A 13,466-nucleotide genomic window follows, 5' to 3' on the forward strand; every position below is an offset into this window, starting at 1 on the left:
AATCTCCTATCCTTGTAATTATCTTTAAATTATATCATCGATGGCCTATTCACAGCAACTTGAATGCTTTCAGCCTACATACGGTAATGAAACATCCCCTGGAAGTTATTAAAAATTCTCTCTGGGACAAGCTTATCTCCAACAATTATTGAATAGCCAACCATGCTCAAAAGAAAAATCAGCAAAATGGTACTAAGTGGTATTCTGCGGTTAAACAGCAATCCGACTCCTGCCAAAATTAAAATTAGTGGCCACAAATCTATAACATGAGCCCATAATCTCCAAGATAGGAAACCATAATTGAGTAGAAAAAAGATAACTCCTAAAGTGATTAGAAGCAGTCCTCGGCTTAGGTTATCAAAGACTCTATTCATCTTTTCCCACCCCGCGCAATAATAAAGATCCCGATAACAATAAGAAATATGGGCCACATTTTACTCATGTCAAACCAATACGGAAACCAGCGTTGAAGTAAAAAAACGACTCCTAAAACAACTAAAACTCCCCCTGCAACTATGGAGCGATTTTCACGCGGGTTATTCACTGGCTTCCCATAATCTCTAGCCTCTTCTTTGAGATCAGAAATAATCTCCTTCCCTCCATCTCCAACATCATGCTTATAGTTACCCAAGTTATCATGCTCAGCAGGATCAACGGGGATAATTATCCAAGCTGCAATATAGGCTAAGAACCCTACTCCTCCTGCAAATAAAGCGATCAGAGCGATGAGCCTGACTAATGTAACATCGACTCTGAAATAGTCTGCCAGACCTCCACAGACTCCTCCAATCATTTTATCTCGTACCGACCGGTAAACTCTTTCTGGCATTTTTCTGTTCCCCCTATTTATTGATTAGTGTTCACAATTGTATTACGCAACAAGGAGTAGAAATGTTTCACTTCAAAGGAAATAAAAAATAGAAGAAGGATTAAGCCTGTGGCTTAAGCTTCTTCTATCATTTACGTTAGAAAAAATTAAATATTGGTATTAATTTCTTCGGTAGCTTGCTCAATCTCTTCAAGAGACATCCCATCTTTGCCCAAATTAAACTTAATTGCGTCTGACCAGAAAGCGCATTTAGCACTAATCTTTTTATAAGCCTTGGCATTGGTCTTATTTTCTTTGGCTCTTGCTTCAGCATTTGATTGTACAATTGAGCAAATATAAAGAGCTTTGACGCGAGCATCCTTATCAAGATCACCAAATGTCTGGTTCAATTCAGCAATTAGAGTCCGATAGTACTCAGAAAACTCCTCAAAAGGAATTTCCGTATCCATGTGTAAGTATTCTTTCAACTTTTCAAGCAGCTTATCCAATGTTCACCCTCCAAAAAAACCTAATTAATCTTATATAGTATATAACCCTTTAAATAAAATAACAAGGGTTTAGTTTATTGTGTTAAATCACTGGAAAAATACAGAGGTTGTCTTACCTTCATCTAAAAGGCGTCTAATAATAGCATGGGATTTCAAAGGGTCAACCTTCCAATAACTAATTTCATCCTCAATGAGAAAATTACCTGGTAATGTCTGGGAAATGACTTCCGGATTTTTAAAGTGGTTAAGAATATTGGCTAGTGACCATAGTTCACCGACCGAAAGATTTGTTTCCATGGATTTTGTCATTTGGGCAATCAAGGCAGGCAATTTTGGCAGAGTTTTAACTTGTTTCAATTCCTTTACCATCGCTTTAAGCACTACCTGCTGACGAGAAGTTCTGGAAATGTCCGCCAAAGCGTCTTGCCGAAATCTGGCATATTGCAAGGCCTGTGTCCCATTTAAACGCTGAGTTCCTTTTTTAAGGTTGATCGTTCCATCTTCCTTGTCCCCAGTAACATAATACATATCTTTCTCTACGGTAACGGTGATTCCACCCAAGGTATCAATCATTTTCTTAAAACCGTTGAAATTTGTCAAAACATACCCATCGATGGGCTGACCTGTGATTTCTTCAACTAAGGATTGCGTGGTTATTAGTCCTTTCCCTAAACGTGCTGCTGCATTGATTTTTTCTTTACCATAGCCAGGAATATTGACTTGAGTGTCTCTGGGAATAGACAGCAAGGAAATTTGGCCATTTACCGTGTTGATACTGGCTACCAGAAGAGTATCAGTGTTACTATATGATTTTTCACCAGGTCTTTGATCAACCCCAACTAAAAGCACCGTGAACTGCTTCTGATTAATGGTCGGGATAGATTCTTCGATAATTACATCAAGATTATTACCGATAGGATCTTGATTAGGAACATCAGAATCGGTAATCTCACTGACAGAATCCGGATTATTCGATTCATTTTCACGAACCTTATTTTCACCTTTGTTATTAGACTCTAATAACCCTTCATTTTTCTTTTCCAAACTATTATATTCCCGTATTGTTTTTTCGTCCCTTCGCAATTCCACCTCTGTTTTAGCCAAAGTAAGAGGTGGTCTTTCCAATCCAAAAAACTGTTGAACTGCAAAAAAATCACCCACAACTAAAAGTATGCCCAGTAGAAATCCGAGAAGTAGTGAGTTTTTGTAGGCCCCTATGACCCGGAAAAGTGTTTTCAAACAATGCTTTTTTTCTTTCATCCGAGTCCACTCCAATCTAATCACTTTATCCTTAGCATCAAACAATCTCCTCGGAAATATTCTAGATAATCTCAAAAAAACACAAAAAAAATCCCTTCCCGGGACTTTTCCTTCAGCTAAATCCATTTTTTATTAGCAAAATTCCTTTATTTCATATAAAGGATACACCCTCTACATTTTATTTACATATAATACCAATGACCTAGGCATACCCCACGAAAAATTAGCGCAATTTAAGCTAAATCTTTTTAGCGAAAGGGGGAGACTAACATTGAATTACGAATACTCCTATGGCCATACACCCGCATTAAGAAATCCTTGCCTCTTTCAACAAAACATGATTCGTCCGACTCCCACTTATTACCCCACTCCAAAACCAACTTCTGCAACAATTAATAGATATAACCCTTATTCTAACCAATATCCCCGTTCTAACCTTTATCCCCGTTCCCAATCCCCTTCGCCCTACTTTCATTATCCTAATCCTTATAATAGTAATTTAACTGGTTATCCCATCTCTTCAGCGCTTCCATTATTCTCTTCTCATTCTGTTCCCACTTATTCTTATGCTCCCACGGTTTCATCTAAAGGATTAGTGATTGTTATGATCGCGACCCTCGTATTAGTTGCTCTTGACTTAGTAATCGTCCGTCCCCAAAAGCACAGGTCCGAAGCCTATCAAACGAACTCCAACATTTAAGCTGAGCTATCCTCAAATTTCAGCTCTAATCCCAGACAGGGCCAGAGTAAACTCCTATCTTTCCAAGCGATCAGGTAAAACATCGTTTCTCAATAAATCAAAGTAGGTTTCTTGCCTTACTATTATATCCGCCTGCCCATCCTTACAAGGATTACTGCCGGTCGTGGAAGCTGATTTTTATTTGAAGACATAGAATAATTAGGCACATTATCTGTCATCCCTCCGTCTACTGCAACATATTTCCGAACCCGGTAATTTCTTTAATAGAACCGATAGTATATAGCTATCCATTTATGTCAGAAAAAACCGGCAACAGAAGGAGGTCTTCTGTTGCCGGTTTACATCTCTGCCACACCTCAGGGAGAATGAGGTAGATAAAATTTGATTAGGCACCTCGTTGCTCCTCTTTACTTTCTTCTCCCCTAGTGCCCGGACTAGGAACTCCTATAACAGACCACTTGCCGCATCGGTCTCCCCATCTGGCTAAGCTCTTTCCATCTTGGGTAATCTCAACGACTTCACAGCGGTTTGCACATCCTTTACAATCAAAGCTTTTTGCTTGAAACTGCGTATCACCCAGGTTCAAGCCACGAAATTGAGTTCGGATATCTTGCCGCAGTCCTACTTTTTCCTGAGCTAGGTATGCTGCACCCAGCGCACCCATCACATTGTAATTTTCGGGCACTATGATGGATTGACCCAGCTCTTCTTCAAAGGCTTTGCAGATACCAGGGTTAGCAGCTACACCTCCTTGAAAAAAAATAGGCCCCCGGATCTCTTTGTTTTTGCCGACATTATTTAAATAGTTTCTAACCATAGCCTGACAGAGACCAGCCAGGATATCAGGTAAGGAGTGCCCGAGCTGCTGTTTATGAATCATATCCGATTCTGCAAAAACTGAACAGCGTCCGGCGATACGAACAGGATTTTTTGCTTCAAGGGCCAAATGTCCAAACTCTTCAATCTTTATACCCAGGCGCGATGCTTGTTGATCCAGAAAGGAACCAGTACCCGCTGCACAAACAGTGTTCATCGCAAAATCAGATACCACACCATCTCTGAGAATAATTATCTTCGAATCCTGTCCGCCAATTTCAAGAATTGTTTGTACTTGGGGATTAACTCGGGAAGCAGCAACGGCATGGGCAGTGATCTCGTTCTTAATAACATCGGCACCCAATAATGTCGCCGCAAGCTGTCGGGCACTCCCCGTTGTTCCTACGCCAATAATTTCTGCTGACTTTCCGATTTTTGATCTTAGAAGTCTAATCCCCTCTTGAATGATTTGCATAGGACGCCCTTGTGTTCTTAGATAAAGTGCTTCTTTCACGGTATTGTCCTGGCCCAGCAGGACTATATTTGTACTGACCGATCCAACGTCAACACCAAGAAAGTATTTATCATCCCCCAACACTTAACACTCCTTCTCTTGTTTGAATGCTTTCCTGAAGTAGCCGCGCCCTTTCGAGCATATCTACATACGCTTCCAAGCGAGTTTGTATGCCAGCATGCCCGGTATGCTCATCTACAATCAGAGTCATAATCGGTATTTTGTAAGCATCTTGTACTTTGGGCAGTACGCTGGCGGCAACAATTTCAGGCATGCACGATAACGGAAAAACCTGAATAATTCCATCATACCCTTCTCGCGCAAATTTAACTGCTGCCCCTACTGTTTCAATACCATGCCCTCCAACAAAATGAGGCAAAAAAGGTTTAGCATGTTTAGAATAAGATCTAATTGATCGATAACCGGGTGCTAATCCTTGGAAAATATGGCTTCCTACCCATCCTGAAAGATAAATTGAACGGTCTACTTCCACCCCTAAACGCCCTAACTCTTCTTCGATACCCACAGAACTGAAAGGATCAAGTATTGTATAGATTTCACCGATAATACCTATTCGCAAGGGTTTAACACTCTCCGTGTTAAGTCCCTCTTGGCGTTCTCGAATACTCTCTTGCACCCAAGCTACTGTATCTTTAACCTTCTTTTCCGTCATCGCCTGAACCAGCTGCTCTTTAGCTTTTTCATATAACTTTTCTGTAAGTGCAGGATTAGGAAGCCGCGGTCGGGCCGCATGAATCAAATCTTCAACTCTGTCTAAGGCAACACTCTTTAAATATGCAAATCGCATAGCCATTAAGATTTTAGCCCAAGAATTCTTCGTCCCAGCTAAAAAACGAATCCGTTTAGCCAACCCCAGCAAACTTCCATCAGGTGGTTCCAGAGTGACTACTTCGTAGTTATACCCAGAATCAATAAGGATTTGGCGTTCAACTTCCCCATAGTAGCCAAACCTGCAAGGCCCGATTCCACCTGTGATTACAATCGTATCTGCCCCTTCATTGGCTGCTTCTATATAATTTCCCAGATTTAATTTTAAAGGCAAGCAGGCTGATTCCGGGGATAACTTAGTTCCTAAATTCAAAGTCCGTTTACTATTAAAAGGCGGAACCACTACTTCTACATTCAATGATTCAAAGAGCGTTTGAATCACTATCCAGGCATTCCCCATATGTGGAAACGTAACCTTCATGGACCCTCCTCCTTTCGACCATATCCAAAAAGGCTTCCAGCCGAGTAACCAAACCAGCCTCGCCACTGTGTTCATCCAGGGTAATTAACATATATGGCTTATGTTTCTCTCGTGCTTTTCGTGAAACTAATTCTTGGATTATTGAGTCGGTTCCACAACCAAAACATGTAAGATAAATAATTCCATCAACCCTTTGATCCTCTGCATATTTATTTCCCGCCCCAAAAATTTGCTTAGAGTGACTCCAAAATATTTTCTTTCGTAACCCGGACAGATGACCTTCAATATCTTCTTGTCGAACATTTTGGACTAATTCCACATCTACCTTTTCATGAAGTTTTCTAAGTAGGTTTAAGTTGGCATAGGATTCATGAGTTAAATAGGAATGGCCAACTAAGGCAATTCTCAATCGGTCGGATTTCTCCCCTACTGCTAAATGCGGCTGCTTTTCAGCTTTATCGCCGATCAATGAAATTTTTGAGATCATCCGTTCTTTCCAGGTAAGAGGGGCATTAGATATATTACTTTCAGTGAAATCCCATGAAGCAGACTCAACTTTATTAAGGCTGTCTTCAAAATCCCACTCTGCCCCCATTGTGTTTTGATATTTTTTTTGCCATTCCATACCTTTGTTAAAAGCCTGTCGGATCTCAGCTTTGCTTTTACCCAATTGTTCGGTCAAGACCTCCAGATCCTTTAAAACCTGACGTTTACTATTACGCCAATTCAAGGTAACCGTTAAAACTGACTGGCCCTCAGGAACTGCCGGAAGCACGCTTTCCGGGATACCCAAAAACTTCGGGCAAGTGTAAGTATCCGCTTCAATACTAACCATTCGAGGCAGGAAAATGTAGTCAACATTTTCTAAAGCTTGAATATGCCCAGCTAACAGTTTAAGCGGTAAACATGTTTCATCACTTGCTTTCTTTAGACCCTGATCCATAATCTTTCGATGAGTGGGCGGTGATATCACTAGCTCAATGTCTAAACTATGGAAAAATCCAGCCCAAAAAGGGAAGTAATCAAAATAATACAAGGCACGAGGAAAACCAATTCTCACTAAACTTGCATCCTTTCATATTTCCATCCAGTTGAATATTTTTAAAACAACATATGGCCCTACCTTTAAGCCCCCAGAATTCCTGATGTATTGATATTTTGAGGACGTTAAAAGTCCTGCATTATGGCTGACGATCTTTATCTTGCGGCTTTAGAATACTGGGGCGTTGGTTTCTAAGGGTAACCGGCGACCGGACCAAAATTCCCTTCATTGCCTTTGCATCAAAAGGCAGGAGCGGCCAAAGATAAGGCACACCAAAGGAGCTTGTCCGCCATAAAAGGAAAAATACCGCGGCCGCTCCAACCAAAAAGCCAATATAGCTGAAAAAACCAGTGGTAATGATCATAAACAATCTCGATAAGCGATTGGCAAGACCTAGTTCATAGCTGGGTGTAGCAAATGTCCCTACGGATACGATAGCAATATACATTACAACCTCCGGTGTAAACAGCCCGACCTTAACCGCAATATCGCCAAGCATGAAAGCAGCAATCAGACCTAAAGCTGTTCCTAATGGACCCGGAGTATGTATTGTTCCTAAGCGGAGGAGATCTACGCCAAGTTCGGCCAGTAATACTTGAATAAATAGAGAAATCTTCGTTTGTTCTGTTACACCGATAAATTGAAGCCCTTCAGGCAGTAACTGGGGATTCATAGCTGCTGCTAACCAGAGAGGCAAAAGAAAAAGGGCTGCAAAGATTCCCGCAAATCGTACCCAACGAAGATATGCCCCTACTATTGGTTCTTGACGATATTCTTCAGCATGCTGAACATGGCTCCAATAAGTAGACGGTGCAATAATCACTGAGGGAGAGGTATCAACTATGATGACAACATATCCTTCAAGCAAATGAATAGCTGCCACATCCGGGCGTTCCGTATAACGAACCCGAGGATAAGGATTCCAGAATTTGCTTCCTAAAATAAACTCTTCGACGCTCTTTTCAGCCATGGGAATCCCATCAATTTTGATTGCCTGGATGTCTTTTTGAATTTTTTCTACCATATCTAAATTGGTGATATCTTCAATATAAGCCAGACAAACATCTGTCTTTGATCGTCCTCCCACCTGGACTAATTTCATGCGCAGTTTGGGATCTCTTAAGCGTCGGCGTACTAAAGCGGTATTCATGACAAGAGTCTCTGTAAATCCATCCCGACTTCCCCGAGTCACACGCTCGATATCCGGTTCCTGGGGGGCTCGGGCAGGATATGATCTGGCATCTACAATAATCGCCTTATCTTGTCCCTCGACAAAGATCGCCATTGGCCCCGACAAAATAAAATAGAGAACTTTGTCCATGGTTTGCGCTTCAGAAACTTGAAGATTGACAATGCGTCCCTTAACTAATTTTTCGAGAGCATTTACGACAAGGTCAGAGCGTTCTAAGTCAATTAAAGCATCAATTATCAGGCTGGCTACCTGGGAATTGACCATACCGTTAACAGAATAAATGGCAACTTTTTTACCACCAATGGACATTTCCCTGAGCACGATATCAAAACAATCCGGAACTCCTAATTCCCGATTTAAAAAATCAACGTTCTCTTGATAACTCTTGCTCACCGGAATATTCTTTTCACTGGAATTATCGTCCATACTATTCAACTCCCCCCTAAACGTGGTTCGTGGTTCGTATCTCAGTTGCTAGTCGTTTCGACTAGTTAAAGTAGATTTTTGTTATCCTTTGGGTTTGAAGGTTACTGACATCAAGTAGCCGAAAAATACAGCTGCAGCTATTCCTACAGCTGTTGCTTCAACTCCCCCGGAGAATGCTCCCATAATCCCCCGTTTCTCAACTGCTTCCATGGCCCCTTTGGCTAATGAATACCCAAAACCAGACAAAGGAATCGAGGCTCCCGCTCCTCCGATTTTTATTAAGGGCTCGTATAGTCCCAATGCTCCTAAGATTGCTCCGCCAGAGACAAAAGATACTAACACATGGGCTGGAGTAAATGAGGGTTTGGTAAGATCCATAAGAAGCTGACCTATCACACAAATTGTCCCACCGACTAAAAAAGCCGGAATAATCATATCAAACATACTTTAGATCCTTTCTTTTACTTCTCAATAACAACTGCATGTCCAATACCCGGAATAGATTCCCCTTGTAATGCTGAGGTAGGACTATGCAGGGCACCACTGCCAACAAGCATAACCTTGTTTAACTCTCCGGCTTTGATCCGCTTAAGAATATCCCCAGCAAAGACTACAGAAGAACAGCCACACCCGCTCCCTCCTGCATGAACATCCTGTGTATGATCATAGATCAAAACCCCGCAGTCAGTGAAATTTGTGCCGGTATCTATACCGCTCTGCTTTAATAACTCACAGGCTAATCCTAACCCCACTCCCCCCAGATCCCCTGAGGCGATTAAACTATAGTCTGTGGGTTGAAGTTGAATATCTTGAAAGTGGTTTAAGATTGTATCTGCTACTGCGGGGGCCATCGCTGCCCCCATATTATTAACATCCTTTACGGCAAAGTCTATTACTTTGCCAATCGTGGCTGAGGTAATTCGCGGCCCAACGCCACTGCTGCTGAGGAGGACACTACCGGCTCCGGTGACAGTCCACTGGGCACTCAAAGCCCTCTGAGAGCCTTGTTCCGTTGGCAAACGATATTGTCGTTCAGCGGTGTCATGATGACTTGATACCCCTACGAGAATTTTCTCGGCAAATCCACCATCAATTAACATACTTCCAACCGCTAACCCGAGAGCCATGGTTGAACAAGCCCCGTACAACCCAATAAAGGGCAAAGCCATTTGCCTAGCTGCAAAATTCGAGGAAATAATCTGATTCAGCAAATCTCCAGCGAGCATAAAATCAATTTGCTCCTTTTGGATAGAAGCTTGATCCATAGCCCCCTGCATCGCCTCTTGAAGCATTTTGCTTTCGGCAACCTCCCAAGACTTTTCCCCATTTATTCCGTCTTTACAGACCTTATCGAAGCTTTTTCCGAGCGGCCCTTGTCCTTCTTTAGGACCAACCACAGAATAGGATGATAGAATAACCGGCGGATTAGCAAATACAACTGTTTGGTTTCCTACTCGTTTTAAATTCATTATTTAACCCTTCCCATTTTAGTGAGTTTAAATCACATTTAATATCCGTCGTCCCATACTTACCTCAGTGTAAAAGGTAGTACGCAAAACCCACCACAATTGAGGTAGCAATTCCATACACTAATACCGGTCCAGCGACTGTGAACAGTTTAGCCCCAACACCCATTACATAACCCTCGCGTCTAAATTCCATGGCAGGCGAGACAATTGAATTTGCAAATCCTGTTACCGGAACGATTGAACCGGCTCCCGCAAACTTACCAATTTCATCATAAATCCCTAGACCGGTTAACAAAGCTCCTATAAAAATCATAGTAGCTGTTGCGGCAGTGGAAGCTTCAAGTCGCGCTAACCCAAGAGAGATAAAAAAGTTAATTATAATTTGCCCTATTGAGCAAATAATTCCCCCTACAATAAAGGCTAGTATTACATTCTTAACAACAGTAGGCTTAGGGGTATACTGTTCAGTCAGCTTCTGGTATTTCTCCGGGGTTACTGGAATTGCAGGTTTAGGCGAAGATTGATCATCCATCACAACACCCTCCTTTCTAAACACTCAGATAGGTTGTATTATCTGGCATATAAGTATAAATTATACTTTTTGCCAAGCTGATTGAATAAACTTTCTAAATTCGACATAGCCTTACAAGGAATTCCCAAAATCAAAGCAGGAAAATTATGGATTACAGCGAAATCTTAAATACTCATATAATTAGGGGGAATGGTCTTGAACCTTGAAAAAAAAATAGAACGCCTGACCCTACTACTGCGTATAGACGGCGAACTAGACATGCACACTGCTCATACTCTTCGACAAGCCATAGATAATGAAATTGAAAAGCGGGGAATTCGAACGGTCATCCTTAATCTTCAAGACGTTCAGTTTGTCGATAGTTCTGGTCTAGGGGTCATCTTGGGTAGGTACAAGAAACTACTTCCTTTGGGCGGAAAGTTGAAAATTACAAATGTACCCCCCCACATTTATAAAATCATGGAATTATCCGGTTTACCTAAAATCATCAGCTTCTATCAAGACGAAGCACATGCCTATGAGGAAGGAAGGGGAGCTTAATATGAAATCTAACCAAATAACCCTTACATTTTCAAGTATCGCTGAAAATGTAAGCATTGCCCGATTACTCATTGCTTCTATAGGAGGGCAATTAGATCTTTCACTAAACGACATCGAAGAACTCAAGGTAGCTGTTTCGGAAGCTGTTTCCAATGCGATTATTCACGGTTACAAAAGTAACCCCGATAACATTGTTTATCTCAATCTAGAAATCACAAAAGACAGCTTGATAATTGTAGTAAGAGATAAAGGATGCGGCATTTCAGATGTAGAGCAAGCAATGCAACCCGCTTTTAGTACGGATCCTGAACGAATGGGCCTGGGCTTTGTCTTCATGCAATCTTTCATGGACGAGCTTCAAGTAGACTCTAAGCTTGAAGTGGGAACAACTGTAACCATGAAGAAGCACCTCAAGCAAACACCCATCTCCTCTCATTAGGGGGGGCGCATTATGATTCAACGATTATCAGAAATGAATCTCCCCCATTTCCCTTTGCTCTCAGATAAAGAGATGATGGAATACCTTCATGCCGCTAAAGAAGGTGACGTTGAGGCTCGTGAACGTTTAATCAATTGTAACTTGAAACTAATATTTAATTTGGTTCAACGCTTTTCACATCGTGGTTATGAACTGGAAGACCTCTTTCAGATTGGTACAATCGGACTAATTAAAGCCATTGACAAATTCGACTTTAGTTATGGAGTTAAATTTTCAACCTATGCAGTCCCTATGATTATTGGAGAAATACGACGTTTTCTCAGAGATGATCACCCGGTTAAGGTTCCTCGCTCCTATAAAGAACTGGTCTATAAAGTAAATCGTGCTCGAGATGAGCTATCTGCCACTTTAGGCAGAGAAGCCACTATTGGGGAAATTGCCAACAGTATTGGAGTTGAACGAGATGAGATCGTCGCCGCACTCGAGGCTATCCAAAGTCCAACCTCTATCTATGATACCCTCTATCAAGATGACTCTGATCCTATCTACGTTCTCGATCAACTCTCTGAGGAAAAGGATTTGGATCCCGGTTGGTTCGAGAAGATTGCTCTTAACGAGGTCTTGGACAAGCTTCCAGAAAGAGAAAAGCGCGTCCTGCTAATGCGTTTTTACGAAGATAAAACTCAGAGTCAAATCGCTAGCCTGCTTAATCTCTCCCAAGTTCAAATCTCGCGGATTGAACGCGCCGCTCTTCTTCGAATTCGCCAGCTATCTCAAGTCAATGACCGTTCGGACATTGACGGTGATAAATCGGACTAATCAACTGCCAGTTACTAGCAATTAAAAACCAAATACACCTTTCATAGTACGTGTCAACTGATCGACCAACCCTGCTTTAGCAACAGAGCGATCCGCTATTAAGTTGACACTTGCTTGCAGCTGTTCATTTTGATAAAGGAGAACCTCCCCTAATTTTTGTCCTTTTTCAATAGGTGCACTTATTTCTGGGTTAAGCTTTGTCTCGACCCAGAAATTTTTGTCTTTTCCTTTTTCAACCGTTGCTCCCAAGGCTTTCTCCGTGATAGCAACAGCCTCATTTTCAACCCCTTTACTCACCTTAACCACACCTTGCTTTTCTTCAGCGGGTGCGAACTGTTTAAATTCGTATTTAGCAAACCCATAGTTATAGATTTTCATAGATTCTGCAAAATGTCCTCTGACTTGAGGTACGCCCATAACCACACATATTAACCTGAGTCCATTTCTCTCAACCGTTGAAGCAAGGCAATACTTAGCTTCATTAGTCCAACCAGTTTTTAGCCCATCAGCTCCGGGGTACCACCATAATAACTTGTTTGTATTCCAAAGTTTGAATTTGCCCTCGCGCAAGTCATATTCTTTGATACTAGTCAGTTTACGAATAAGGGGGTATTTTAGAGCTTCCTTAGATATGGTTGCTAAGTCATATGCGCTTGTATAATGCCCTTCAGCCGGCAGCCCATAAGCATTCGCAAAATGGGTATTTTTCAGTCCTAATTCTTGTGCCTTGCGATTCATTTCTTCTACAAAGGCTTCATGGGTACCGCTGACGTGTTCAGCAACTGCAACACACCCATCGTTAGCTGACCCGACTGCTATGGCAATTAACATTTGCTCTAAGGAGAATGTTTCACCGGGCTCAAGATAAATCTGTGAACCCCCAAGTTTACAGGCATTTTCACTCGCTGTTACTGTGTCTGTCAGTTTGACTTTTTCTTGAGCTACTGCGTCAGCTGCTACCAACAAGGTCATAATCTTCGTAACACTGGCAGGTGGTAACTCTTTATGAGATTCTTTTTCATACAGTATTCGACCAGAAGCTGCGTCCATTAAAATGGCGCTTGTCGCTTCAGTCTCGATCTCAACGCCTAAGACCGGCTGCACCTTCATAAGACCTATGTTCCCAAGGGCAATTACCATAGCAAAAACTATTGATATAATTTTACGCATCCTTTTGTCCCCCCTCATGA

At 41.8% G+C, this 13,466-nt stretch carries 16 protein-coding genes and 1 pseudogene; 4 read left to right on the forward strand and 13 right to left on the reverse strand.

The window, feature by feature from the left end; all coding sequences use genetic code 11:
* Positions 1-74: 74 nt before the first annotated feature.
* The 4 genes from DP73_RS02025 to DP73_RS02040 all read right to left on the reverse strand — a co-directional run bounded on the left by DP73_RS02025 (position 75) and on the right by DP73_RS02040 (position 2,577).
* Positions 75-374 (reverse strand): DUF5668 domain-containing protein, encoded by a 300-nt coding sequence (locus tag DP73_RS02025; protein WP_034597111.1) that lies wholly within the window; start codon positions 372-374, stop codon positions 75-77.
* Positions 371-829, reverse strand: coding sequence for a PspC domain-containing protein (locus DP73_RS02030; RefSeq protein WP_034597112.1), 459 nt, complete (start codon positions 827-829; stop codon positions 371-373). Before DP73_RS02030 ends, DP73_RS02025 begins: the two co-directional genes overlap by 4 nt.
* 146 nt (positions 830-975) lie before the next feature.
* Entirely contained in the window at positions 976-1,317 is a 342-nt protein-coding gene (locus DP73_RS02035; protein ID WP_034597114.1) for a hypothetical protein, read from the reverse strand.
* Positions 1,318-1,404: 87 nt separating this feature from the next.
* Complete coding sequence (locus DP73_RS02040; RefSeq protein WP_034597155.1) at positions 1,405-2,577, reverse strand: LCP family protein; 1,173 nt, start codon at positions 2,575-2,577, stop codon at positions 1,405-1,407.
* Between the two features lie 271 nt (positions 2,578-2,848).
* Here DP73_RS02040 and DP73_RS22935 point away from each other — a divergent pair, with 271 nt between their 5' ends.
* Positions 2,849-3,277, forward strand: a complete 429-nt coding sequence (locus tag DP73_RS22935; protein ID WP_128751364.1) for a hypothetical protein — start codon at positions 2,849-2,851, stop codon at positions 3,275-3,277.
* A 54-nt stretch (positions 3,278-3,331) separates the two neighbouring features.
* Here DP73_RS22935 and DP73_RS23770 read toward each other — a convergent pair.
* The 8 genes and pseudogenes from DP73_RS23770 to spoVAC form a co-directional block, all read right to left on the reverse strand.
* Positions 3,332-3,560: pseudogene (locus DP73_RS23770) on the reverse strand (hypothetical protein); the annotation flags it as partial.
* A 102-nt stretch (positions 3,561-3,662) separates the two neighbouring features.
* Positions 3,663-4,688 carry an acyl-CoA dehydratase activase gene (locus DP73_RS02045; protein WP_242865668.1) on the reverse strand — a complete coding sequence of 342 codons (1,026 nt, stop codon included), beginning with the start codon at positions 4,686-4,688 and terminating at the stop codon, positions 3,663-3,665.
* Positions 4,678-5,817 (reverse strand): CoA protein activase, encoded by a 1,140-nt coding sequence (locus DP73_RS02050; protein ID WP_034597116.1) that lies wholly within the window; start codon positions 5,815-5,817, stop codon positions 4,678-4,680. Before DP73_RS02050 ends, DP73_RS02045 begins: the two co-directional genes overlap by 11 nt.
* Positions 5,759-6,877, reverse strand: a complete 1,119-nt coding sequence (locus DP73_RS02055; protein WP_034597118.1) for an acyl-CoA dehydratase activase-related protein — start codon at positions 6,875-6,877, stop codon at positions 5,759-5,761. Before DP73_RS02055 ends, DP73_RS02050 begins: the two co-directional genes overlap by 59 nt.
* A gap of 121 nt (positions 6,878-6,998) precedes the next feature.
* Positions 6,999-8,477, reverse strand: coding sequence for a spore germination protein (locus DP73_RS02060; RefSeq protein WP_034597119.1), 1,479 nt, complete (start codon positions 8,475-8,477; stop codon positions 6,999-7,001).
* An 81-nt stretch (positions 8,478-8,558) separates the two neighbouring features.
* Positions 8,559-8,921 (reverse strand): stage V sporulation protein AE, encoded by a 363-nt coding sequence (gene spoVAE, locus DP73_RS02065; protein WP_014902002.1) that lies wholly within the window; start codon positions 8,919-8,921, stop codon positions 8,559-8,561.
* A 17-nt stretch (positions 8,922-8,938) separates the two neighbouring features.
* Positions 8,939-9,946 (reverse strand): stage V sporulation protein AD, encoded by a 1,008-nt coding sequence (spoVAD, locus tag DP73_RS02070; protein ID WP_034597121.1) that lies wholly within the window; start codon positions 9,944-9,946, stop codon positions 8,939-8,941.
* A 64-nt stretch (positions 9,947-10,010) separates the two neighbouring features.
* Positions 10,011-10,478: a stage V sporulation protein AC gene (spoVAC, locus tag DP73_RS02075; protein WP_034597122.1), complete on the reverse strand. Its 468-nt coding sequence runs from the start codon at positions 10,476-10,478 to the stop codon at positions 10,011-10,013.
* A gap of 195 nt (positions 10,479-10,673) precedes the next feature.
* On the opposite strand from spoVAC, the gene spoIIAA reads away from it, so the two are divergent.
* The 3 genes from spoIIAA to sigF are packed head-to-tail and all read left to right on the forward strand — an operon-like array spanning position 10,674 to position 12,276.
* Positions 10,674-11,018 (forward strand): anti-sigma F factor antagonist, encoded by a 345-nt coding sequence (gene spoIIAA / locus DP73_RS02080; RefSeq protein WP_014901999.1) that lies wholly within the window; start codon positions 10,674-10,676, stop codon positions 11,016-11,018.
* Between the two features lies 1 nt (position 11,019).
* On the forward strand, positions 11,020-11,457 hold the full coding sequence (gene spoIIAB, locus DP73_RS02085) for an anti-sigma F factor (protein WP_034597123.1): 438 nt from the start codon (positions 11,020-11,022) through the stop codon (positions 11,455-11,457).
* Positions 11,458-11,469: 12 nt separating this feature from the next.
* Positions 11,470-12,276, forward strand: a complete 807-nt coding sequence (sigF, locus tag DP73_RS02090) for an RNA polymerase sporulation sigma factor SigF (RefSeq protein WP_034597125.1) — start codon at positions 11,470-11,472, stop codon at positions 12,274-12,276.
* 21 nt (positions 12,277-12,297) lie between these two features.
* Here the strand turns inward: sigF and DP73_RS02095 are convergent, their stop codons facing one another.
* The gene (locus DP73_RS02095) at positions 12,298-13,446 is read right to left on the reverse strand and encodes a D-alanyl-D-alanine carboxypeptidase family protein (RefSeq protein ID WP_034597127.1); all 1,149 of its coding nucleotides are present in this window, start codon (positions 13,444-13,446) and stop codon (positions 12,298-12,300) included.
* Positions 13,447-13,466 lie beyond the last annotated feature (20 nt).

Origin of the sequence: Desulfosporosinus sp. HMP52 (genome assembly GCF_000765145.1) — a bacterium.
Taxonomy (GTDB): domain Bacteria; phylum Bacillota; class Desulfitobacteriia; order Desulfitobacteriales; family Desulfitobacteriaceae; genus Desulfosporosinus.

Excerpts from the sequence above, each read along its gene's own strand:
- DP73_RS02025 (WP_034597111.1), bottom strand. The coding sequence starts at position 374 with ATGAATAGAGTCTTTGATAACCTAAGCCGAGGACTGCTTCTAATCACT.
- DP73_RS02030 (WP_034597112.1), bottom strand. The coding sequence starts at position 829 with ATGCCAGAAAGAGTTTACCGGTCGGTACGAGATAAAATGATTGGAGGA.
- DP73_RS02040 (WP_034597155.1), bottom strand. The coding sequence starts at position 2,577 with ATGAAAGAAAAAAAGCATTGTTTGAAAACACTTTTCCGGGTCATAGGG.
- DP73_RS02050 (WP_034597116.1), bottom strand. The coding sequence starts at position 5,817 with ATGAAGGTTACGTTTCCACATATGGGGAATGCCTGGATAGTGATTCAA.
- DP73_RS02060 (WP_034597119.1), bottom strand. The coding sequence starts at position 8,477 with ATGGACGATAATTCCAGTGAAAAGAATATTCCGGTGAGCAAGAGTTAT.
- spoVAE (WP_014902002.1), bottom strand. The coding sequence starts at position 8,921 with ATGTTTGATATGATTATTCCGGCTTTTTTAGTCGGTGGGACAATTTGT.
- spoVAD (WP_034597121.1), bottom strand. The coding sequence starts at position 9,946 with ATGAATTTAAAACGAGTAGGAAACCAAACAGTTGTATTTGCTAATCCG.
- spoVAC (WP_034597122.1), bottom strand. The coding sequence starts at position 10,478 with ATGGATGATCAATCTTCGCCTAAACCTGCAATTCCAGTAACCCCGGAG.
- spoIIAB (WP_034597123.1), top strand. The coding sequence starts at position 11,020 with ATGAAATCTAACCAAATAACCCTTACATTTTCAAGTATCGCTGAAAAT.
- sigF (WP_034597125.1), top strand. The coding sequence starts at position 11,470 with ATGATTCAACGATTATCAGAAATGAATCTCCCCCATTTCCCTTTGCTC.
- DP73_RS02095 (WP_034597127.1), bottom strand. The coding sequence starts at position 13,446 with ATGCGTAAAATTATATCAATAGTTTTTGCTATGGTAATTGCCCTTGGG.